The 20,909-nt window shown below is 40.2% G+C and carries 24 protein-coding genes and 1 pseudogene; 14 read left to right on the top strand and 11 right to left on the bottom strand.

The genetic code is table 11. The features are described from left to right. Positions 1-2: 2 nt before the first annotated feature. Positions 3-1,193 carry a phosphopentomutase gene (locus SFC47_RS17160; protein WP_411255531.1) on the top strand — a complete coding sequence of 397 codons (1,191 nt, stop codon included), beginning with the start codon at positions 3-5 and terminating at the stop codon, positions 1,191-1,193. A gap of 143 nt (positions 1,194-1,336) precedes the next feature. On the opposite strand, the gene SFC47_RS17155 is transcribed toward SFC47_RS17160, so the two are convergent. After that, positions 1,337-2,554 (bottom strand): helix-turn-helix domain-containing protein, encoded by a 1,218-nt coding sequence (locus SFC47_RS17155; RefSeq protein ID WP_411255677.1) that lies wholly within the window; start codon positions 2,552-2,554, stop codon positions 1,337-1,339. A gap of 138 nt (positions 2,555-2,692) precedes the next feature. On the opposite strand from SFC47_RS17155, the gene SFC47_RS17150 reads away from it, so the two are divergent. The 3 genes from SFC47_RS17150 (at position 2,693) to SFC47_RS17140 (ending at position 7,056) form a co-directional block, all read left to right on the top strand. After that, entirely contained in the window at positions 2,693-4,987 is a 2,295-nt protein-coding gene (locus tag SFC47_RS17150) for a glycoside hydrolase family 3 C-terminal domain-containing protein (protein ID WP_411255530.1), read from the top strand. Positions 4,988-5,081: 94 nt separating this feature from the next. After that, on the top strand, positions 5,082-6,359 hold the full coding sequence (locus SFC47_RS17145) for an MFS transporter (protein WP_411255529.1): 1,278 nt from the start codon (positions 5,082-5,084) through the stop codon (positions 6,357-6,359). Between the two features lie 523 nt (positions 6,360-6,882). Further along, positions 6,883-7,056 (top strand): YjcZ family sporulation protein, encoded by a 174-nt coding sequence (locus SFC47_RS17140; RefSeq protein WP_411255528.1) that lies wholly within the window; start codon positions 6,883-6,885, stop codon positions 7,054-7,056. Between the two features lie 160 nt (positions 7,057-7,216). Here SFC47_RS17140 and SFC47_RS17135 read toward each other — a convergent pair whose 3' ends face one another. Further along, on the bottom strand, positions 7,217-7,768 hold the full coding sequence (locus SFC47_RS17135) for a hypothetical protein (protein WP_411255527.1): 552 nt from the start codon (positions 7,766-7,768) through the stop codon (positions 7,217-7,219). A gap of 16 nt (positions 7,769-7,784) precedes the next feature. Here SFC47_RS17135 and SFC47_RS17130 point away from each other — a divergent pair, with 16 nt between their 5' ends. After that, the gene (locus SFC47_RS17130) at positions 7,785-7,964 is read left to right on the top strand and encodes a hypothetical protein (protein WP_411255526.1); all 180 of its coding nucleotides are present in this window, start codon (positions 7,785-7,787) and stop codon (positions 7,962-7,964) included. 47 nt (positions 7,965-8,011) lie between these two features. Here the strand turns inward: SFC47_RS17130 and SFC47_RS17125 are convergent, their stop codons facing one another. Further along, positions 8,012-8,386 carry a YmaF family protein gene (locus SFC47_RS17125; protein WP_411255525.1) on the bottom strand — a complete coding sequence of 125 codons (375 nt, stop codon included), beginning with the start codon at positions 8,384-8,386 and terminating at the stop codon, positions 8,012-8,014. A 214-nt stretch (positions 8,387-8,600) separates the two neighbouring features. Between SFC47_RS17125 and SFC47_RS17120 the strand changes: the two genes are divergently transcribed. Continuing rightward, complete coding sequence (locus SFC47_RS17120) at positions 8,601-9,095, top strand: DUF1572 family protein (RefSeq protein ID WP_411255524.1); 495 nt, start codon at positions 8,601-8,603, stop codon at positions 9,093-9,095. 80 nt (positions 9,096-9,175) lie between these two features. Here the strand turns inward: SFC47_RS17120 and SFC47_RS17115 are convergent, their stop codons facing one another. Beyond that, positions 9,176-9,781: a nucleotidyltransferase domain-containing protein gene (locus SFC47_RS17115; protein WP_411255523.1), complete on the bottom strand. Its 606-nt coding sequence runs from the start codon at positions 9,779-9,781 to the stop codon at positions 9,176-9,178. Positions 9,782-9,841: 60 nt separating this feature from the next. Further along, positions 9,842-10,684 (bottom strand): sugar phosphate isomerase/epimerase, encoded by an 843-nt coding sequence (locus tag SFC47_RS17110; RefSeq protein WP_411255522.1) that lies wholly within the window; start codon positions 10,682-10,684, stop codon positions 9,842-9,844. Positions 10,685-10,922: 238 nt separating this feature from the next. On the opposite strand from SFC47_RS17110, the gene SFC47_RS17105 reads away from it, so the two are divergent. Then, on the top strand, positions 10,923-11,081 hold the full coding sequence (locus tag SFC47_RS17105) for a hypothetical protein (RefSeq protein WP_411255521.1): 159 nt from the start codon (positions 10,923-10,925) through the stop codon (positions 11,079-11,081). Beyond that, a pseudogene (locus SFC47_RS17100) lies at positions 11,082-11,643 on the top strand (dihydrofolate reductase family protein). 29 nt (positions 11,644-11,672) lie between these two features. Here the strand turns inward: SFC47_RS17100 and SFC47_RS17095 are convergent. Beyond that, the gene (locus SFC47_RS17095) at positions 11,673-12,233 is read right to left on the bottom strand and encodes a TetR family transcriptional regulator (protein WP_411255520.1); all 561 of its coding nucleotides are present in this window, start codon (positions 12,231-12,233) and stop codon (positions 11,673-11,675) included. Between the two features lie 144 nt (positions 12,234-12,377). Between SFC47_RS17095 and SFC47_RS17090 the strand changes: the two genes are divergently transcribed. The 5 genes from SFC47_RS17090 (at position 12,378) to SFC47_RS17070 (ending at position 17,566) form a co-directional block, all read left to right on the top strand. Beyond that, complete coding sequence (locus SFC47_RS17090; protein ID WP_411255519.1) at positions 12,378-13,298, top strand: DsbA family protein; 921 nt, start codon at positions 12,378-12,380, stop codon at positions 13,296-13,298. 217 nt (positions 13,299-13,515) lie between these two features. Then, entirely contained in the window at positions 13,516-13,839 is a 324-nt protein-coding gene (locus SFC47_RS17085; protein ID WP_411255518.1) for a PadR family transcriptional regulator, read from the top strand. A 19-nt stretch (positions 13,840-13,858) separates the two neighbouring features. After that, on the top strand, positions 13,859-14,629 hold the full coding sequence (locus SFC47_RS17080; protein WP_411255517.1) for an HAAS domain-containing protein: 771 nt from the start codon (positions 13,859-13,861) through the stop codon (positions 14,627-14,629). Between the two features lie 379 nt (positions 14,630-15,008). Beyond that, entirely contained in the window at positions 15,009-15,908 is a 900-nt protein-coding gene (locus tag SFC47_RS17075; protein ID WP_411255516.1) for an acyl-ACP desaturase, read from the top strand. Between the two features lie 935 nt (positions 15,909-16,843). Further along, positions 16,844-17,566: a restriction endonuclease gene (locus SFC47_RS17070; RefSeq protein WP_411255515.1), complete on the top strand. Its 723-nt coding sequence runs from the start codon at positions 16,844-16,846 to the stop codon at positions 17,564-17,566. A 124-nt stretch (positions 17,567-17,690) separates the two neighbouring features. Here the strand turns inward: SFC47_RS17070 and SFC47_RS17065 are convergent, their stop codons facing one another. From SFC47_RS17065 to SFC47_RS17055, 3 genes are all read right to left on the bottom strand, one after another. Next, positions 17,691-18,332, bottom strand: coding sequence for a hypothetical protein (locus SFC47_RS17065; protein WP_411255514.1), 642 nt, complete (start codon positions 18,330-18,332; stop codon positions 17,691-17,693). A gap of 288 nt (positions 18,333-18,620) precedes the next feature. Then, positions 18,621-18,839, bottom strand: coding sequence for a DUF2922 domain-containing protein (locus tag SFC47_RS17060; protein ID WP_411255513.1), 219 nt, complete (start codon positions 18,837-18,839; stop codon positions 18,621-18,623). Between the two features lie 32 nt (positions 18,840-18,871). Further along, positions 18,872-19,090, bottom strand: a complete 219-nt coding sequence (locus SFC47_RS17055) for a DUF1659 domain-containing protein (protein ID WP_411255676.1) — start codon at positions 19,088-19,090, stop codon at positions 18,872-18,874. Positions 19,091-19,526: 436 nt separating this feature from the next. On the opposite strand from SFC47_RS17055, the gene gloA2 reads away from it, so the two are divergent. Further along, positions 19,527-19,913, top strand: coding sequence for an SMU1112c/YaeR family gloxylase I-like metalloprotein (gloA2, locus tag SFC47_RS17050; RefSeq protein ID WP_411255675.1), 387 nt, complete (start codon positions 19,527-19,529; stop codon positions 19,911-19,913). A gap of 41 nt (positions 19,914-19,954) precedes the next feature. Here gloA2 and SFC47_RS17045 read toward each other — a convergent pair whose 3' ends face one another. Next, entirely contained in the window at positions 19,955-20,185 is a 231-nt protein-coding gene (locus tag SFC47_RS17045; RefSeq protein ID WP_411255512.1) for a hypothetical protein, read from the bottom strand. Between the two features lie 162 nt (positions 20,186-20,347). After that, entirely contained in the window at positions 20,348-20,794 is a 447-nt protein-coding gene (locus SFC47_RS17040) for a hypothetical protein (protein ID WP_411255511.1), read from the bottom strand. Positions 20,795-20,909 lie beyond the last annotated feature (115 nt).

The following is a 20,909-nucleotide window of genomic DNA, read 5'->3' as shown; positions in this document are numbered from 1 at the left end:
GAATGGCAAAAGCAATACTACTCGTATTGGACAGCTTCGGGATTGGGGCAATGGATGATTGTGAAAAATTTAACCCAGCAGACTGTCATGCCAATACGTATAAACATATTCGAGAAACTGTTAGCTTTTTAAATATTCCGACATTATATGGACTGGGTCTCGGTACTCTTGTAGACAGACAGGAGGCACCGTTGAATGCCTATGGATCCTCTAGGCTTGCCCATCACGGAGCAGATACGTATTTGGGACATCAGGAAATTGCAGGAAGCTGCCCAAAGCGTTCGAACAAAAGATTGATGAAAGATATTCATGGTATGCTCGCTGGTGCACTAAGAGAAGCGGGTTATCATGTGGAATATCCATGGAGTGAACGACCGGTCTTACTTGTAAATGGTGCATGCGTGATAGGAGATAATCTCGAATCTGCAGTCGGAAACATTATCAATTTAACTGCGGATTTTAAAAAAATGCCCTTCTTTGAGTTAAAGGAAGTGGGCAAGATAGTTCGGCAGCATGTTGATACGAGCCGAGTGATTGCCTTTGGTGGACCATATACGTCGATTGAGCATATCCTGTCTACCGTCCATGAGAAAAACCCTGGACAGTGGGGTGTGGATGCGCCCAAAGCCAATGTATATGGAAAAGGCTATGAGGTCTATCATATGGGCTACGGGGTAAACATTGATGGTCAATTCCCGATGATTGCTGCACAAAATGGATTAAAGGTTTATCGAATTGGAAAAACAGCGGATGTCTTGCATGGCGAAGGTCCTTCTTATCCAATAGTAGATACAGAGGCAGTTTTAGGAGTTTTAGAGGAAACATATTTGAAAGAAAGTGGAGAGGCAGCTTTTCTCGTCAATGTCCAAGAAACCGATTTAGCTGGACATGCGGAGGATGCAGAGTGGTATGCAAAACTATTAAATACCACAGACAAGTGGCTGGCGAACTTCCTGCCTAAAATGGAAGAAGAGGATATCCTTATCATCATGGCAGACCATGGGAACGATCCAACCATTGGGCACTCCAATCATACAAGAGAATACGTACCGTTAATGATCGCAGGCCGCAAAGTCAAGGCTGCTCATATTGGCAGAAGAAACTCAATGGCTGACGTCGGAGCCACACTAAGTGAATTCTTTGGACTTCCACAGACAGAAGAAGGAGAAAGCTTTTACAGTGTGATTCTCTAATAGAAAGACCATAGGGACGGTTCTCGCGGAAAGACCATGGGGACGGTTCTCGCGGTCACAAACACTGGCAAGAAGACCATGGGGACGGTTCTCGCGGTCACAAACACTTGCCAAAAAAGACCAAGAGAACCGTCCCCCTGCCCCTATTCCGCACCCAGCCTGCTCTTAAATTGCTTCGGTGTTACTCCGGCAAATTTTTTGAAGATTTTTGTGAAGTAGCTTTGGTCATGGAAGTTTAGTAGGCTGCTGATTTCTGTCAGGCTGTGTGATGTGTAGGTGATTAAGTTTTTTGCTTCGTTAATCTTGGCACGTTGGATATACCCGCTAATTGAGATCCCCACTTCTTGTTTAAAAAGGGCGGAAAGATAACTAGGGCTCATTGCAGCAATTTCCGCCAGCTGATTCAACGTAATATCCTCATAGAGATGAGTGAAGATATAATTTTGACAGGCATAGATGGGGGCAGAAAACTGCTCCCGTTTGCTTTGCTCCACCCGTTGGCTGAATTCCAAAAAGGCACTCTCCAGCAGTTGATCTACTCCCTTACTGTCATGTATTTCCTCCATGTTTTGGATGTATAAATCACTCAGTGTATAGGCGATTTCAGGGTAAAGCCCTCCATCTAAAGCGGCGCGAGTGGCCAGTGTAATACCGGCAATCGCCAGGTTTTTTTGGCTGCGTAAATGACTTTTTTTCGATAAGACACCCGCTTCTCCTGTTTCTCCAAAGGCCTTCATCGCATTGATGACCTCAGCTGTTTTCCCCTCGCGAATACAATCGAAAAACTTCTTCTCTGCCAATGGGTCTTGGTGCACCTTAATATTTTGGCGTCGTTCAGCAATTTCCACATCAGGCTGCTCTATTTCCACTTTTTCGCTTTCCAGCTGTTTATTTTTCTGTAAAAGTTCAACCAAATCTAGCTGCTGTTGAAAAAGCATATAGTAAAACACCATACTCATATTGATAAAGTTTAAATTACTTAAAACGGGAAGAGCTTGATAGTACTGAATTATTTCTTCTCTATTACCCTTTTCATGAAGGTCATGACTGAGGCCCTTAATAGAAGCCTCTGACAGCTTTGAATAAAGGACAGGTCCGACCAGGAGACTTCCTTGTGAAGGGATTTGAATAAGAAAAAAGTTCTCCAGAGTGGTAGTCGATTTAAATATTGGAAAAGTGTAATGGTTGTCTTCGGTGATCAATAGATCTATTTTTGAATGGAAAAGGTGAAAAGAATGCTCGTTAAGTGAGTGTTCCACAGCCAAATTCCCGTTGTGATCAAAAAAAGAAATCGGTATTTTGTAGGTGTTAAACAGCAGTTTGCAAATATAATCAATCTCTTCTACTTTCAAAAACTCCATCATTTTCCTCCCAAAGCTTTAAATATTCCATAAAATAATACCATTTTTCTAAAAAATGTACCATTATTCTGAAAAAAGACACCCTATAATAAAAAACAAGAAATCGCTTTCTAAAAAACTTTCACGAGGAGGATATTCATGGTAAGAGATATAAAAAAATTGATCGCTGAAATGACCCTGGAAGAAAAAGCAAGCTTATGTTCTGGATTGGACTTTTGGAATACGAAAGGAATTGAACGGTTAGGTATTCCTTCCATCATGGTAACGGATGGACCGCACGGCCTTAGGAAACAAGCTCAGGGAGCCGACCACTTAGGAATTTATAATAGTGTTCCTTCTACTTGTTTTCCATCTGCAGTAGGTTTAGCCAGCACATGGAACAAAGAATTGATTCATCAAGTAGGGGAGGCTTTAGGTGAAGAATGCCAGGCGGAAGATGTAGCCGTGCTGCTTGGACCTGGTGCCAATATTAAGCGTTCGCCGCTTTGCGGAAGAAACTTTGAATATTTTTCAGAAGATCCTTACCTTTCTTCAGAAATGGCTGCAAGTCACATTAATGGTGTTCAAAGTCAGGGAGTCGGAACTTCACTCAAGCACTTTGCTGCCAATAATCAGGAGCACCGCCGGATGTCAACGGATGCTATCGTCGATGAGCGGACACTCCGTGAAATCTATTTAGCTAGTTTTGAAGGCGCTGTTAAGAAAGCGCAGCCATGGACTGTAATGAGCGCGTATAACAAGGTAAATGGCGAATATGCCTCTGAAAATAACTATCTACTAAATGAAATTTTAAAAGATGAGTGGGGCTTTGAAGGATTTGTCGTTTCCGACTGGGGCGCAGTGAATGAACGTGAAGCTGGTTTAGAAAACGGGTTAGAGCTGGAAATGCCTTCAAGCAATGGGATTGGTGATAAGAGGATTGTTGAAGCTGTCAAAAACGGTCAGTTATCTGAGGAAAAATTAGACACTGCCGTTGAACGCCTTCTCAACATCATCTTTAAAGCTGTTGACAATAAAAAAGAGAATGCCAGCTATAGCAAGGATGCTCACCATCAGCTTGCTAGAGAAGTAGCAAGAGAAAGCATGGTTCTATTAAAAAATGAAGATGCTATTCTTCCATTGAAAAAAGAAGGGAAAGTAGCTGTTATTGGCGGATTCGCGCAAAACCCTCGCTACCAAGGCGGCGGAAGCTCTCATATTAATCCTACGAAACTTGAAAATATTTTAGAAGAAATTGATACTGTTTCAGGTGAAAATACAACTGTTTTATATGCGCAAGGATACAACCTTGCAAGTGATGAGACAGATGAAGCCTTGATTAAGGAAGCAAAAGAAGTGGCTGCTTCAGCAGACTCTGTGATTTTATTTGTCGGTCTGCCTGACCGCTATGAGTCAGAAGGATATGACCGCGAGCATTTACGCATGCCAGAGAATCATATTCAGCTTATTCATGCGATTGCAGAAGTACAAAGCAATATCGTGGTCGTTTTAAGTAATGGTGCTCCGATTGAAATGCCGTGGATTGGTAAAGTAAAAGCAATCCTGGAGGGTTATTTAGGTGGACAAGCACTTGGCGGTGCGATTGCCGATTTATTGTTTGGTGAGGCAAATCCAAGCGGAAAACTTGCAGAAACCTTCCCGAAGGTTTTAAGCGACAATCCTTCCTATTTAAACTTCCCTGGTGAAGGCGATCGAGTGGAATATAAAGAAGGCATATTTGTCGGGTACCGTTACTATGACAAGAAAAACATACAGCCGCTATTCCCATTCGGTTTTGGTTTAAGTTATACAAACTTTGAATATAGCAATCTTACTGTCGGTAAAAAGAATATCAAGGATACTGAGACTGTATTGGTTACGGTAACCGTGAAAAATACTGGTGCTGTTGCAGGAAAAGAAACAGTTCAGCTATATGTACAGGATGCAGCAAGCAGTATGATTCGTCCTGATAAAGAGCTTAAGGGCTTTGAAAAAGTAGAATTGCAGCCAGGCGAAGAAAAGACTGTCACGTTTACATTAGATAAGCGTTCGTTTGCTTACTATAACGTTGAGTTAAAAGATTGGCATGTTGAAAGTGGAGATTTTGCGATCCTTGTTGGGAAGTCTTCAAGAGACATCGTACTAACAGACACTATTCATGTTGAATCTACTGTGTTCATTTCAAAACCTGTTCACCGCAATACCACAATGGGCGACCTGCTTTCCGATCCAGTGCTGGCTCCGATTGCGAAAGAACTTTTAGCAAAAGCCAATGAAAATAATCCGTTATTCAATATGGAAGAAGAACCGGATGCAGAGGCAGCAGAAATGATGGCTGCGATGATGAAGTACATGCCGCTCCGTGCAATGGTGAGCTTTAGCCAGGGAGCATTTACAGAGGAAATGTTAGCGGAAATGATTAACGTTTTAAATGGACAACTTGTAACAAATTAATTGAATTTGCCTTTCATGATTTCAAATGCCGGCTTGAATCATGAGGGGATTTTTAGATAAATAATGAAATCGCTCTCACTTAGGAGGAAGGAAAATGGCTGAACGAACAATGATGGGCCAGGTAAAAACGCCATTTGGCAGATTAACTTTTGGAATTATGCTTGGATATACGTGTATGATGGTAGGACTGTTAACGCCGGCTGCCATGCTGCTAACATTTAAAATGATGGAAATTGATCCAAATGGCTACACCGCATCTTACGGGCTAATTGCTGGAATTGGTGCATTTTTTGCCTTAATCGGTAATCCAATTGGAGGAGCTGTCAGTGACCGGACGAATATTGCATTTGGCCGCCGACGTACTTGGATTCTCTTCGGACCTATGTTTGGCTGCGCAGCTTTGTTTGGAATTGGGTTAGCGACAGAAATTTGGCACGTGATTGTTTGCTGGTGTGTGGCACAGCTCTTCTTCAATTTTGGAATGGCCGCTTACACCGCGTTAATTCCAGATCAAGTTATGGAAGAAAAGCGCGGCACCATTTCTGGATTATTGGGATTAGCTATGCCTGTTGGTGTTGCTATTGGTATGGTGCTGATGATGTTTATTCCTACAGCCACGACTCTCACGAAATGGTCTCTTGTTTCTATTATTGGTCTTGTTGGCCCAATCATTAGCTTGTTCATCATCCGTGACGGCAAAGTAGAAATTCCTAATGTGGTAAAAGAAAAAGTATCACTTAAGGAAAAGTTTAACAAGGTCTACCCAAGTCCGCGTAAGTTCCCTGAATTTACATGGGCCATCGTTTCAAAGTTTCTCCTCATGATGGGATATTGTGCCACTCTTTATACAACGGTTATGCTCGTCAATCGTTTAGGATTTTCACAAGCGCAAGCAACAACCAGCGTTGGAACTATTACACTGATTGGATTAGCTGCAACATCTCTAACTAGTATTCTTGGCGGTGTTTTATCTGATAGATTGAAAAAACAAAAGCCTTTCTTGTATGGATCAGCCTTTGTGATTTTAGTTGGTTTGGCCATCTTTACTTTTATTCCAAATTATACTGCTGTTATCATTGCTTCCGTCATCTTAGGGCTGGGGTATGGATGCTTCTCATCCGTTGACATGGCGCTGGTGACGCGAATCTTACCAAACAAAGAAGATGCGGCGAAGGACTTTGGTTTAATGAACGTCGCCAATGCGCTGCCACAATCCATCGTACCCGCAATCGCACCACTGCTGTTGGGTATTGGCGGTTGGACCTTCTTCTACCTATTCTTGGCTGGTTTTATGGTCCTTGCGATGTTAGCGCTTAAACCGCTGCCTGAAATCGGGGCATATAAAGGAGAAAAGCTGGAGAAAACCGCTTAAGGGACCATGGGGACGGTTCTCCTGGTCACAACCAAGAATCTTTCACATGACTGCGTGAATCAGAGTAGAAATAAGGAGCAAGATGAGTTCTTGTGTCCCTCCGCACTGGCCATTATGGAACTAGGGGAGTCAAAACCTAGTTTTAGTTCCCTCCCAACCTTCGTTTACTATCAAGAGGGAACCAAAGACGATTTTTGGTTCCCTTTAGTCTGTTGTTTACCATCTGAAGGGAATCAAAGACCTCTTTTGGTTCCTTATAATCCCCTTTTTACCTTCTGGAGGGAATCAAAGCATTTAGTCCCAAAATCCACCACCCCGCCAACACTCAATAAAGTCAAACCCATTTTTAATTCCCTTATTTATAGAAAACCCTTCTAAACCCCATAAAAAAAGCTAGCCAAAAAGGTTTGCCGGCTAAAACAAAATCATTTTTTATACCTAGACGGGCTCCAATTTCTTTTTACTGTGTATGATATAGGGTATTGGCCAACTAGCTCTTATGCAAATGAAAGGAAGTGTAACAATGGATAATATGATTCCATCAAATACTATGGGGGCTAATGTACTTCCCCAACATCCAATGCATTACGGCTATGCTGCTCCATGTGTTGAAACCCGTGGCTGCGATAGTTTTATCATAATAATCGTTTTGTTTATTTTATTAATTATTATTGGTGCCTTTGCATTCTGTGATTAAAAGGGCGGGGACCATGGGGCGGTTCAGATGGTGACCTGAAATAGCCATTGTGACCATGAGAACCGTCCCCACGGTCACTTTCAAGCCCAAAATGACTGATGATGGCAGTTCGTCCAAACCGTTTTCGAACCTCTTAATAAACTAACTATATAAAAGTTTGTTAAGAAGGGGAGTTAGGGGAATGAAAGGTAAGAAGAAGCATCATCACAAGCATCATCATGGTAAAGACAAGCACGAGGATAAGGAAAAACAGAATCATAACGGCCAGCAGGATGATTGCGACAAATGTCAGGACAAAAACGACAAGCAAGACGACTGCAACAAAAAGCAGGACAAAAACGACAAGCACGACGACTGCAACAAAAAGCAGGACAAAAATGACAAGCAAGACGACTGCAACAAAAAGCAGGACAAAAATGACAAACAAGACGACTGCAACTGCAATAAAAAGCAGGACAAGAATGACAAGCACGATGACTGCAATAAAAAGCAGGACAAGAATGACAAGCACGATGACTGCAATAAAAAGCAGGACAAAAATGACAAGCATGATGACTGCAACTGCAATAAAAAGCAGGACAAGAATGACAAGCACGATGACTGCAACAAAAAGCAGGACCAAAACGACAAGCATGATGACTGCAACAAAAAACAAGACATGAATGACAAGCACGATGATTGCAACAAGAAGCAAGAGCACAACGACAAACAAGATTATTACAAAAAGTATGATTGTGGCTGCAGAGAAAAAAGAAACGACCATTATGGTCAAAAGAAAGACAATGATTGCAATCGTTGCAATCATGAAAAAAAGCAAAACGATTACAACGAACGCAAGCAATGCCGGAATATTGGCTGTTTATTTAGATGCAGATGCTGGTAATGTAAAAAGGGAGGTTTCTATTTAAGTAGAAACCTCCCTTTTTTTAAAAAAATTCGCCTCAAATGATTTGAATTATAGCCCTGTTCTCCCGCTATAAAAGTGTCTATGCGGCCGGAGGCCTTCAACGGTGGTGACGCCATTAAATTCATGATAATGCCCGCCATTTTGAAGAGGGATGGCAGGTCCTGTTACTCCTTGAATTTGGTGTCTATGCCTGTCATCAACCGAAGTAAAGGTAAAATATCTATGGGTATGCGGGACCCCGGTGGGTGCCGGTTCGGTCTGCCCTGCATATTGATGGCTGTGTCCATCGTCAAAGGATGTGATACCGCTAAAACCATGAACATGAACGGGACGTCCGTCCCAAGAAGTAATGTATAGCCGATGGGAATGCATCGGGTCTGAGCCATCTGAAGCATACATAAAACCGGAAACAGGGATATCCATGAGTTTTCACTCCTAAAAAGCTTTTTAACACGTTATTCACTTTATGCATTATTTGTGCAGATGCCTGCATCAGAAATTCTATGACAAGAGGCATTTCTTAAAGTATGTTGCTCTTTTTCATGTAGTAAAAGAGAGTTAAGATGAATAGTATAGGCAGGTGTAAATGTTATAAAGGGGATTTAATTTATATAAATAAAAGTGCCGAGGTGAAAGGATGAACATAGGTAAAGAGTATTTGAAAACAGTTACGCAGCGCTTTGTCGAAGCAAAAGTAACAGCTGAAAAAGCCATCGAGCAATTAACCGACAGCGAATTATTTTGGTCTCCGAATGAAGATTCCAATAGTATCGCGATTATTATCAAACACATGAGTGGGAATATGGTATCCCGCTGGACGGATTTTCTTACCACCGATGGGGAAAAACCATATCGAAATCGTGATGATGAATTTGCGGGAGATCTTACAACAAAAGAACAGGTAATGGAACGGTGGAAGCTTGGGTGGGAAACCTTTTTCACTGCATTGAATAATCTTAAGGAGGAACACCTCTTACAAACTATCACCATCCGAAATGAACGCCATTCCGTGATAGAAGCGATTGAACGCCAAATGTACCATTATTCGTATCATATTGGGCAAATCATTTATATTGCTAAGTATTTGAAATCTAGTGATTGGCAGACCCTAACGATTCCTCGAAAAAAGTAACATTAGTAGATCAAATAAGAAAACTCCCTTAAATAGGCAAAGGGAGTTTTGTATGTCATAAAGCTGTAAATAAGGTATTTTTAAAGATATCCAATCCAATGATGTCCTTCAGGAAATTGCGTTATCAGGGAAAGTTTCAGCCAGTCTTTTTCTTCTTCCGTTAGTACCGGGAGCAAGGTTTGAAAATCTTTAAAATCCTTTTCTCTCATTCTCGATGAACCAGCCTTATATAGTAGTTGAATTTCCGGCTTCAAATAGGGGATGCCCTCACTCGTTTTTAGATAGATCCTGCTTTTTGGCACCCTAATAGACTTTTCTCTTCTATAAACCCACTCATCATTTACGCTTTCGAGAAACATCAACTGAAATGAAAAAGGAGAATTTGCATTCTTACTCACCCAAACATCATTGATAGACTCTAAAAATTCCCCATCTCTCCAAGGTGTAAGCTTTTTGTTTGATACTTTATATAACGTCCACTCCCTGCTTAGAGACTGGTAAAGTATTTGCTGCTGCTCCCGATAGATGACAACATCGACATCACTATGTTCTCTGCTTTTTTTACCCATGTGTAAATCTAATGCCTCTCCTCCTGCCAAACACCAAAATGCCGGGATATTCGAGAATACTTGATGGATTTCTTTTATGGAAATCGGTAACCAATTGTCTATATCCGTCCTCAACAAAATGCTAGCCTCCCATATTCGAAGAAACTAAATCAGGTTCAAAATTTCAGATGCGTAAGATTAACATTGCTCAAGTTCTTCACGAGTTACCAGTCCAGGGTTATGCTCAAAGGTTAGATGGAAAGCCTTATTTTTTTGAGCCAAGTATTTCAGATAGGAAATGGAATCTCCATACAGTTCATTTTCCTGGTGAAAGGGAAGGACTGGCAGATGCCTCTTCATTACATTTCCATAGTATGTATTACTGTAATGAACTAAATAGACAGATGGATGGATTTCATCAATTAAGGAGTAAGGATTAAATCCTGGAAACGCTCTTTTGTGATAGTCCAAGCGTTGTGTGTCTAACACTACCCCAATCTCAGGATACTTTTTGAACATTTCTACATATACTTCTTGAAATTCACCGAAAAAGTCATATTCCAATACGATTCTCTGATTATATTTATTTTGAAAATTCACCAGACTTTCAAATAAGCAGGAGCTGTAATCCCGCAGCTGCTCTTTGGTATAGTCACTATAATCAAAGTATGCATAGTCTTTTGGCTCTTCCCAAAGCCTGTTATTTTTCAACTTTGGAAATATAGGCGGGAAGGGATAATGAAATAAAATATAATCGGGACGTACAATACTTGAATCTGCTACTTGTCTCTCAATCTCTACGATAGCCTGTTCTCTTTCGTGTTTGTCGGTACTTGAGAGTAAAGGATAGTCCTGATGAGAATATATTGGCGCATGAATCCCTATTTTCAAGTTTTGTTTACTAGAAAACTTACTTAATAAAATATAATCTTCTTTAGAGGTAAATTGAGATACCTCTAAGCCTGTAATGAGAGTATGACTGTATTTTTTCCAGAAAGATGGGTCAAAGCGATGCCACATCCCTATTTGTAATCGCCTCATTAAATATTGCTCCTCATAGTAATATTTTTACATAAAAACAATTAATTGGATTATCTCAAAATACAATATAGCGTGACAACTTTTTGTTATGCACTTATTGGATTGGCAGAGGAAGGATTCTTACTATTATTATAGAAATAGTACTGAATACAAATAAGAGGAATAGAGGACCCTAAAATTGGAGTTTATCGCGAAGAATGCTAAAATAATCTATCTATTCGCCGTTTTATTTATGTTAGTGAAGTCATTTTTATCTATTGAACAGCCCTATAACATTGCACTTAGCATCTTATTCGTTGTGATCGTTCTTCCTGTCCTAATCATTGAGTTTTATGTGAATAAAAAAAGGCTGGGAGTAATCCCAAACACAAAAAATAAAATGAAGGGAGTCAAATAAATGTCTTTAGAAGAAAAGCCAAGAAAAGTAATTTTAGATTTAGCCGTTACGTTAGATGGTTTTATTGAAGGGAAAAATGGAGAAATTGATTGGTGCATCATGGACGAGGACATGGGGTTTCTAGATTTCTTAAACCAAATTGATACCATTCTTTATGGCAGAAAGAGCTATGAATTATGGGGGCAATATAGGCCGGAACCAGGAGCTGCTGACCCGGAAAAAGAATTATGGGACGTCGTACATCGTAAGCAAAAATATGTATTTTCCAGAACCCAAAAAAGGACAGACCATAGCGCAACCTACATAAATGATCACCTAGCCGAAGAAGTCCATAAATTAAAGAACCTGCCTGGTAAAGATATCTGGCTATATGGCGGAGCAAGCCTGATCACCAGTTTTATTGAGTTAGGGCTTGTTGATGAATTTAGATTATGTCATTTTGGGAGAAGGAAAACCGTTGTTTATGGATTTACAAGAGAGGGTAAATTTGAAATTGGTCCAAACAAGATCGTTCTCCTCGGGTGTTGTCCAGCTCATCTATCATTTGAATAAGGAATCATGAGTAAAGCCTGATGCCGCCAAGCACAGGCTTTACTCATGATCCATCCCACTCAATAAATACGGAATGGCAGGTTTAATGAAATCCTCCGGCTTGACGTTCATACCCTTACGTTTCCATTCCACAGAAGCCCCGTAAACGCCCCAGCTTAAGATAACTGCGATCCCTTTAAGGGCTTTATCTTCCGCAAAAGCCTTTTGTTTAACGAGCATTTTATAAAAAATAATTTCGAGCTGCTCTCTTATAATACGGGCAATGGTATCTTCGTAGCCTCTATGACAGCGATTGGATAATGACTGTTGAAAATTAGTGATCGCTATGAAAATACTAACAAACACTTCTTCATTTAGCGTGTCATCCTTGTACACATCAGCATCCAATTTCACCAACAAAACTTCCGACAAAGCCTTCTCCAACAAGTCATAAATATCTTCAAAATGATAATAAAAAGTGGCCCGATTGATCATCGCCTCAGTCGTAATATCTTTGACGGTAATATCCTTAAATTCCTTTTTAGCGGAAAGTTCAATGAACGAATCCATAATTAATCTCCGAGTCCTGAGCACTCGGGGATCGGTTTTTGGTTGAGTCATTTGTGGTCACTCCTATTTTTTCAACAATTTCTTCAATGTGTTGGATAAACGACATATCGAAGGAACTATTGGTATGGCTCCCTTTCATTATTTACTAAGATAGTCTTATAAAGCAAATAGAACACATTATAGGAGGATGGAACAATGAAGAACAATAATATGGTATGTGATTTAGAAACGGGTGTATGCGGCGTCGCTGGGGACGAAGAAATGGAGATGATTGATTTTAATCAGCCAAAGAAATCCATAGAAGTTTATTATGTTACGGATCCGATTTGCTCACATTGCTGGGCGATTGAACCGGTCCTTCGCCGATTTAAAGAGCAGTACGGTCACTATTTTAACTTTCATCCGGTGATGGGTGGATTATTGGAAAAATGGCATGATGGACCCATCGATCCTGCAAATGGGATTTATAAACCGGCAGATGTCGCTCCTCACTGGAGGGAGGTTGGAGAACATTCCCGTATGCCAATTGACGGGTCCCTGATGATTGACAATCCCGTTCAATCCTCTTTTCCGCCTTCGCGTGTCTATAAGGTGATTCAAAAAAATCATGGAGAGGCATTGGCGTATGAATTTTTACGACGTGCTAGAGAAGAGCTTTTCGCCTTTAATCAAAATATTGCAGAACTCCCGGTGATGGTTGATATCGTCAATAATCTGGGTCTTGATGGAGCAGCGATTGTCCATGAAGCGGAACAGCCAGCAGGACAGCAATTATTAAATGAAGATTTTGCTCTTGCGAGAAAACTCGGTGCGAGAGGATTCCCAACGATTATTATGATCAATGAAGAAAACAAAGGGGTAAAAATGGTTGGCGGACGTCCTCTTGAATATTATGTGGATGGATTAAAGCGCGTTCTAAATCAGGAGGAAATGCAGCCAAAGCCACAGCCTTCTCTTTCTAGCTTACTTGAAAAAGAAAAACTGTTATTTGCAAAGGAAATTGAGGTTATGTACGATCTTGAACCGTCAGATTTGATCGCCTTTGTGGAAAAAGAGCTTATACGAGGCAGTTATCAGCAGAAAGAAATTTTAGGGGAACTTTATTTTAAAAAATAGTGGGAAATGGGGGGCAGTTGAGACGTCTGCTCCTTTCGGGACCGTGGGGACGGTTCTCATGGTCTTCATGGCACTAGCCACATGGGACCATGAGAACCGTCCCCACGGTTTTTTGCCTAATTGTATAAATTATCCAATATTACTCTTGTAATGCAAGGTATATTATTTTATACTGAATACATACCTTGCAATACAAGATAGTGAGAGCGGTGAAGCTATGTCACAAACACAGATGATGAAGGGAATATTAGACGGGTGCCTCCTGGCCATCATTGCCAGGAAGGAATGCTATGGATATGAGATGGCCGAAAGTTTAAGTGAGTATGGTTTTGATACGATTAGTGAAGGGACCATTTATCCATTATTAATGAGAATGCAGCGTGAAGGATTTGTAACATCTGTCCTTAGAAATTCAACTGCCGGCCCAAAGAGAAAATATTATTCGCTGACCGCTAAGGGTCAGCAGGAATTAGAAGAGTTTCAAGTGAGATGGTTTCAGCTTGAGAAATGTGTCAACGCGGTTTTAAAAGAAGGGAATTAAAGCGAGAGGTGGAGATTTGGTGGAATATCAACTTTCAAAAAAAAGCCAGAAATTTATCGATGATCTAAAGCTATACCTGTTTTCAAGCGGGAAGAACGATCAGGAGATTACAGAGATTACCGAAGAACTTGAGGTTCATCTATTAGAAGCCGAACAAAATGGCAAATCGATTGATCAAATTGTAGGTGCCTCTCCGAAAGAGTATATGATGAGCATTTCGAGTGAGATGAAAAATGACTATCGAGCTTGGGCAAAATATGTTCCGCTCATTATCCTAGGTGCGATGTCGTTTTCAGTTTTGGGTGACCTGATAGAAGGTCCGTTAAGCTATAGTTTATTAAAGATTCTCGGAACGGTGGTTAATAGCATCCTGTTTATAGCGGGAGTGATGTTTGCCTTCCGTTATGTAGCTAGGAATCAAGTTTCGAGAATGAAAGAGCTTTTGATATTTATGTTACCGATTATGATTAGTATGCTTTTCATTGGGGCTATATTGATTGTTGATACTATCTATAAAACGCCGGTTATTGAATTTGGCTTGGCGGTCAGTTACCTTATTGGAGCGATCTTTCTATTGTTTATTATTTTCTTTTCGGTTTGGGCAAAGACAGCGGTGCTGCCTATAACCTTAATTGCCCTTCACCTTCCAACCTTGCTGCTTTCTTTTACTACTTTTAACGAGGAAGCACGATTAATTACAGGCATGATGTTCACCTATTTGATCATGGGGCTATATATGCTGTATGTAGTGAAAAAGGAGAAAAGGAAGAAGGAAGGAACTCTAACGTGACCATGGGCGTGACCAGGTGACGGTGACCATGGGGACGGTTCTTGTGGTCATCACTAACTAAATAGGACCATGAGAACCGTCCCTATGGCCCCTTAATATCCCTAATCCAGAAGGCAAGCTGGATTAGGGATATTTTTTTCTTTCTTCGACAATCCTTGCACAATTTTTCACAAGGAAATCAATGGTACTGTTGGTTTCTTTCTCAATCTAATCAAACGTTTGATTAATAATATTTTTAAGTAATTTTGTCGAAAGCTAGGTTAATTGTACGATTAGCAGGCGGGTTCTTATTAAAAATAGAAGTCTTAAATTCGGAAAGTTTCTAATTATGTGTTTTAATAGAGTGATACGGTAGAGTAGTGAAAAGGAGAGGGATAAGTTGTTAACGAACCATTTAGATTTCAGACTTGAGCCGCAATTAAAGGAATTATATGAGGAACATAAACGAAGGGCTGCAAAAATAGATTGGGGCTATCATGATTTCCTGCCTTGGGATAAAGCGCAGAGTTTCAAGAGAGTACCGTGGAAACCAGAGCAGGTAACACTGCCGCAAGGTGTGGTAACGGCAGTAGAGACGGCACTTTTAACTGAGGTGAATCTGCCTTGGTTTACCTCCCATTTGGATCAAACTTTTAAAGGGTCGCTTTCTGTTATCAAGGATTTTGTACATACCTGGACGGCAGAAGAGGATCAGCATTCCAACCTTTTGGAGACCTATCTATTGATTACAAGAAACGCTGATCCTAACCGGATTCGCCAATTGCACAAGATGACGGTAGAAGGAGGCTGGGAGCCCGATTTTCATACCCCTTTCGAAACGATGGTGTATACCTCGCTCCAGGAACTCGCGACGATGGTTTTCTATTATAATGTGGCGAAGGTTGCAGGACCGCATGATAAAGAATTGGCGACGCTTCTTAGAAGACTGGCCAAAGATGAAACCTTGCATTATGCCTTCTATCGCGATGTTATTAAGCTGCACCTGCAATTAGAGCCGAACTATTGCTATTACCTTGGATATGTGATTAAAAACTTTCAAATGCCAGGGACAGTCATGCCTGATTTTGAAGATCGGATGGCTATTATCGCAAAGGAGGCCAATTACGGTCCGCTTGAGTATTTTGACCAAGTGCTGGATGTCATTGTAGAGTATTGGGACATCGAGAACCTGCGGCCGATTGCTCCAGAGGCAGAAAAGGCACGGCTGGATATACTGAATTACCATGCGCGGCTAAAGCGGGTGAGGGACCGGTTTTATGCTGGTGCTAATCGTAAATAAATAGTTGTTCTCGTTTTTTCAAAGACCGTGGGGACGGTTCTTGTGGTCACAGTCAGGCTTTTTCGCCTGGCTTTTTTTGCTATTTGTCTAAGAAATAGTCATGCAGGTAAATGAATGGATTTGGCAGGTGGAAGGTTTAATCATGCAGGTAAACAAATAAATTCTGCAGGTAAGAGAGAGTTTTTTCGCAGATAGGATTTTTTTCAGGAAAGACGGGACTATAAAGAAGTCTTCAATTACTGGATTGATGCTGGATTTCAGACTGATTTGAACATACATTTACTTAAGCCAGGCTGCCGCCTGGCTTTTTTAGCTACTTGTATTAGTCTTTGAGATAGGTATGCAGTAAATAAAAGGAATTGGCAGGTGAAAGGCTTAATCATGCAGGTAAAAAAATGTATTTTGCAGGTAAGAGAGAGTTTTTGGCAGGTAGGATTTTTTTCAGGAAAGCTGGTACTATAAAGAGTCTTCAATTTTTGAATCGATGCTAGATCTCAGGCTGATTTGACATTTAACTACCTAAGTCAGGCTGTCCGCCTGGCTTTTTCAGCTACTTGGATTAGTCATTGAGATAGTCATGCAGGTAAATGGCAGGGATTTGCAGGTGAAAGGGCTAATCATGCAGGTAAAAAAATGATTTTTGCAGTAAGGAGAAGTTATTCGCAGGTAGGCTTCCTAGGTTTTTCAGCTAATAAAAAATGAGAAAAAAGGCCCGTTATCAAAAAGATATATAACTACTACATATTATTACGCTTCTTCGACAAGTTTCTTCGCCGATTTCTGACACTAGTGCCTTTATAGGAGGGTTTGTAGCATATTAAATCAATCGTTTGATTAAATGAATATCATCGGAATATTGTCGAGTTTAATCGATTGTTAGCTGGTGAAAAATGGTAGAATAGTAGGAGGTATTCATGATAAAGGGGGGATTAGGTATGAGAAGAACAAAGAAACAACAGCGAAAAATAGATGAGGCAATAAATTTAATTTTTTTACTAGTAGCCAGCGCTTCCTTATTTATTACAAAAGATCTTTATGTCACTGGTGTGGTTGTTGTTTTGACAATGATTGTAATGGTTGTCATCGCTTCGAATAAAAGAAAAAGGGCCAATGAGCGGCTGCGAAATTCTAGAATTGAAGAGATTGATTCGATGGACGGGATTCAATTTGAGTATTATTTAAAGGAGCTATATTTGTCTAGAGGGTATGGAGTGGAAGTGACAAATGCCAGTGGAGACTATGGCGCAGATTTAGTACTAAAGAAGGAAGGGAGAAAAATCGTCGCCCAAGCAAAGCGGTATTCTAAAGACGTCGGAATTAAGGCTGTTCAAGAAGTTATCGGGGCGAAGTCTTATTATAAGGCAGATGAAGCATGGGTCGTTACGAACAGCTATTTCACAAAAGCAGCCAGAGAGCTGGCACAAACAGGAAATGTTAGGCTGGTAGACCGAGATGAACTAATAGATTTTATTCTTGAGTTAAATTCAGCGGCAGCTGTTAAGCCAGAGCAGGTTAAGCAAAGGATGACTGAAACAGTCAGCAGTCACGGAAACTGCAGTAAATGTGGCAGCCAGATGGTGCTGAAAAAAGGAAAAAGAGGAGAGTTTCTAGGGTGCAGCAGTTTTCCGAAATGTAGATATACTAAAAATGTGGGATAACTGCTATGCAAAATAAGAGGCCGATTTCCATTTGGAAACCGGCCTCTAAAGACAATGGGGAAGGTTCTTGTGGTCAGAGGAAACCAAGTAGGACCATGAGAACAGTCTCCAAGAAAAACACTCTTTATTTCAGAGTAATGATATAAGATGCCTGATCTTCAGTCCATTGAATTACATTTACATTAACTTCGCTGCCAACTTTTTGAGAAATATAATCTACCAAAGCTGGCATGTTTTCTTTATCATCTTCATTAACGAGGTCTATCGATATTGAAAAACCATATCTATCATCAGATACTGCAAGCGATACTGTTAAGCCTAATTCATTAGCAAAACGGTCCAATTCCTCTTGTAGTCCAGGAAATTGTTGGACATATGGAGTGATGAAATAAAATTCTACTCCTAATCCTGATGGACTAGAACCCGGAGTGTATAACTCTAATCCAGTAAATTGTTCCATTACCGAGTATACTTCATGGGAGTTAAAGAGATAGTTTACTGAATCAATATTTGCTGTTTCAACTGTGATTTTAGGATAAGTCTTTCCATCAAGAGAGTTTACATATGTTTCCTGTTTAATGGATGTAACGATACCAGTGTTTCCTAATAATGAATTAAGCTTCATCTCAAGTGAGTCTTGTTGTACGTAATGAGGATTTTTTGGGTTGTTCCAGCCAAGGTGCTTACCATTATTTTCAGCACCTACTGCATTTCCACATGTAAGTAAAAGACCAATTGTTAAAATCCCTGCTGTAAGTTTTCTCAAGTTCTATCAATCTCCCGAAATAGATTTGTAATTCACATATAAAACCCAAAATACTAAAAGTAAATTAAAGCAGCTATATTCTCTTGCAGCTCATAATCCTCATTATATTGCCTAGTGATACATCCAACAATTCCTCAATATCTACCAATAATTCATAAACCGTAATATCACTTTTAATACTTTTCTGCTATGAATTCCATGACATTAATACCTGCGACAATGTGGGATTAGATGCCGTGCCATGCAAACTAAGAGGCCGGCTTCCATTTGGAAACCGGCCTCGACCTATTAAATAATCTCATACTCCGTTACATTTCGGTCAATCACTCGCGCTCCTTTAACAGAAGCATAATTACCGTTTGCAGATGTGAAGACTCCTGAGGCGATCATTTCCTCCATCGCTGCCTTTACGACTGCTTCCTCAATCGGTTCCTTCGGATTTTCTACGGATAAACGAGCAGGTTTCCCATACTCCGTAACAAACTCCAATTCTAATGTTTTAGCCATTTTCTCACCTCCTCTAACTCTTTATTTTCCGATTACATTAGTAAATCAGAATTGTCGACTCTCTCGATACTGCTAGATGTATCATTAGATAAGCTGATAATTGCTTGGGCTGCTTGCAAGAGCTGGTCAGCGGTCGCTAACTTTTGAATATTACTGAATGTCTTCGCCTTTAGAGCTGGTTTGCCATCCTCTCCTACACCCACCTGAAACACCAAACGTAACTTCGACGTTGTGATCATTGCTTGTGCCATCGTTATCACCTCCTTTCACCCTTTTATATATGGAAAAGCGGGCAAAAAGGACAGGGGCGGTGAAGATAAATTTGTAGGAGTTTTCTTTTAGTTTTTCGACATTCTTTTTATCGAAGTCTGACCTAGAAGCTTGTTTTAGAGTTTTTTTCGTAAAAACTAATCAAACGTTTGATTAGGACCATGTTATAGTGAAAATGATAGATAAATGATATATGAGGGAGAATTGAATTTTTTTCGAGGAACATTGTAAAATGAACGGATGAAGGCTAGCAGGCAATTCGACAAAAAAATTTCCTTGGAAATGAGTAAATACGTTACATACAAGTCCCACTATAAGAACTAATCAATCGTTTGATTAGCAGGAAGTTCGAAGAAACAAGTCGAATAGTAGACGAAACGATAGAGTTTCTAAAAATAGATGAAAGAAGTGTAAATGATGAAGTTAAAGAAAATACACCATATCGCGATTATTTGTACTAACTATGAAGTGTCCAAGGATTTTTATGTAAGAGTTTTAGGATTTACGCCTATTAGAGAAGTGTATCGTGAAGAAAGAGACTCCTATAAACTGGATCTTGAGGTGAATGGCCAATACCAAATCGAGCTGTTTTCGTTTCCGAATCCGCCAGCACGGGTCAATAACCCGGAAGCTGCGGGTTTGAGACATTTAGCCTTTGAAGTAGATAATATTGAAGAGTCCGTTCGCCATCTTACTGACATGCATGTAGAAGTTGAAGATATTCGGGTAGACCCCTGGACCCAAAAGAAATATACTTTCTTTGGTGATCCAGATGGGTTGCCGATTGAACTTTATGAATATTAATATCCGAAATAAAAGGGGAAATCGCAGGATTTCCCCTTTTATTACGACGATTCATCAGCAAACAATTCACCCAGATATTCTGAGTGCTCAAGATAATGCAGCACAAATTCCTCTAAGGTCATAGGGATGTTGGTATCTTCTAACCAATAATCATAACTTAACGCAATGGTTTTTTTGATAAGGTCATTGCCTAGCCACTTTTGGGCAAGGTGATGTGGAAGGCTGGTGAGGACTTCACTTACATCCTGAATGCTGGTAATGGTTAACACCACCTAAAAATAGCTTTTATCTACTATATGTCAGAGCAAATATTTCAGTCTGCCATCGCCCGAAAAAATATATGAATTTTATTGTACTTTAAAATCAGCTTTAGGAGCTTAATGTATGTGGATGGAACTATGCGAAATCAATTAAATAGTTTGATTGACCTCTAATTACATACAGCCGAAGCCAGTAAATTCAGGAGAAACCGGTGTAAAACCAGCTTGAGTAGCGAAACCGCTAATCTCAAAAAACTCAACAAGGTCATCAATTTCCGGTCTATCCCTAAATGCAACAGAAAAGTTTCTAGGTGTAGGGTCACCTTCTACTACACCTACTCCATTTACTGTAATTCTACATTCTCCTAGACCTTGATCCTCGCAAATGACTTCATTAATAACGGTTGAAGAAAAAGAGAAACTTCTATTAATTCCATCCATATTAAGCATATCTACAAAATCTAAGGTAACTGAGCCATCTGGTACCGTTTCTGAACAAGCATCGGCTGTATAAGTAGCTGTCCCTATCCCCAGAACTGAGGGTGAACCAAAGAAGAAGAAAACATTATTTCCAACAGTGTCGGGTGTCGTAAACACACCACATGTACATCGTAACCCCATTTTAATCCTTCTTTCATCATGAATTATTCGTATTATATGAAACCAAGGGACGAGCAGATTGTGTAAAAGCCACTGTTCTTCTTCATTTGATTGTTTATTTTTTTATGTTGGTGCA

The organism is Neobacillus niacini (genome assembly GCF_046591715.1).
Classification (GTDB): Bacteria; Bacillota; Bacilli; order Bacillales; family Cytobacillaceae; genus Neobacillus; species Neobacillus niacini_L.
This window is presented reverse-complemented; position numbering and strand designations above follow the sequence as displayed.

Excerpts from the sequence above, each read along its gene's own strand:
- SFC47_RS17160 (WP_411255531.1), top strand. The coding sequence starts at position 3 with ATGGCAAAAGCAATACTACTCGTATTGGACAGCTTCGGGATTGGGGCA.
- SFC47_RS17155 (WP_411255677.1), bottom strand. The coding sequence starts at position 2,554 with ATGGAGTTTTTGAAAGTAGAAGAGATTGATTATATTTGCAAACTGCTG.
- SFC47_RS17150 (WP_411255530.1), top strand. The coding sequence starts at position 2,693 with ATGGTAAGAGATATAAAAAAATTGATCGCTGAAATGACCCTGGAAGAA.
- SFC47_RS17145 (WP_411255529.1), top strand. The coding sequence starts at position 5,082 with ATGGCTGAACGAACAATGATGGGCCAGGTAAAAACGCCATTTGGCAGA.
- SFC47_RS17140 (WP_411255528.1), top strand. The coding sequence starts at position 6,883 with ATGGATAATATGATTCCATCAAATACTATGGGGGCTAATGTACTTCCC.
- SFC47_RS17130 (WP_411255526.1), top strand. The coding sequence starts at position 7,785 with ATGATTGTGGCTGCAGAGAAAAAAGAAACGACCATTATGGTCAAAAGA.
- SFC47_RS17125 (WP_411255525.1), bottom strand. The coding sequence starts at position 8,386 with ATGGATATCCCTGTTTCCGGTTTTATGTATGCTTCAGATGGCTCAGAC.
- SFC47_RS17120 (WP_411255524.1), top strand. The coding sequence starts at position 8,601 with ATGAACATAGGTAAAGAGTATTTGAAAACAGTTACGCAGCGCTTTGTC.
- SFC47_RS17110 (WP_411255522.1), bottom strand. The coding sequence starts at position 10,684 with ATGAGGCGATTACAAATAGGGATGTGGCATCGCTTTGACCCATCTTTC.
- SFC47_RS17095 (WP_411255520.1), bottom strand. The coding sequence starts at position 12,233 with ATGACTCAACCAAAAACCGATCCCCGAGTGCTCAGGACTCGGAGATTA.
- SFC47_RS17090 (WP_411255519.1), top strand. The coding sequence starts at position 12,378 with ATGAAGAACAATAATATGGTATGTGATTTAGAAACGGGTGTATGCGGC.
- SFC47_RS17085 (WP_411255518.1), top strand. The coding sequence starts at position 13,516 with ATGTCACAAACACAGATGATGAAGGGAATATTAGACGGGTGCCTCCTG.
- SFC47_RS17070 (WP_411255515.1), top strand. The coding sequence starts at position 16,844 with ATGAGAAGAACAAAGAAACAACAGCGAAAAATAGATGAGGCAATAAAT.
- SFC47_RS17060 (WP_411255513.1), bottom strand. The coding sequence starts at position 18,839 with ATGGCTAAAACATTAGAATTGGAGTTTGTTACGGAGTATGGGAAACCT.
- SFC47_RS17055 (WP_411255676.1), bottom strand. The coding sequence starts at position 19,090 with ATGGCACAAGCAATGATCACAACGTCGAAGTTACGTTTGGTGTTTCAG.
- gloA2 (WP_411255675.1), top strand. The coding sequence starts at position 19,527 with ATGAAGTTAAAGAAAATACACCATATCGCGATTATTTGTACTAACTAT.
- SFC47_RS17040 (WP_411255511.1), bottom strand. The coding sequence starts at position 20,794 with ATGGGGTTACGATGTACATGTGGTGTGTTTACGACACCCGACACTGTT.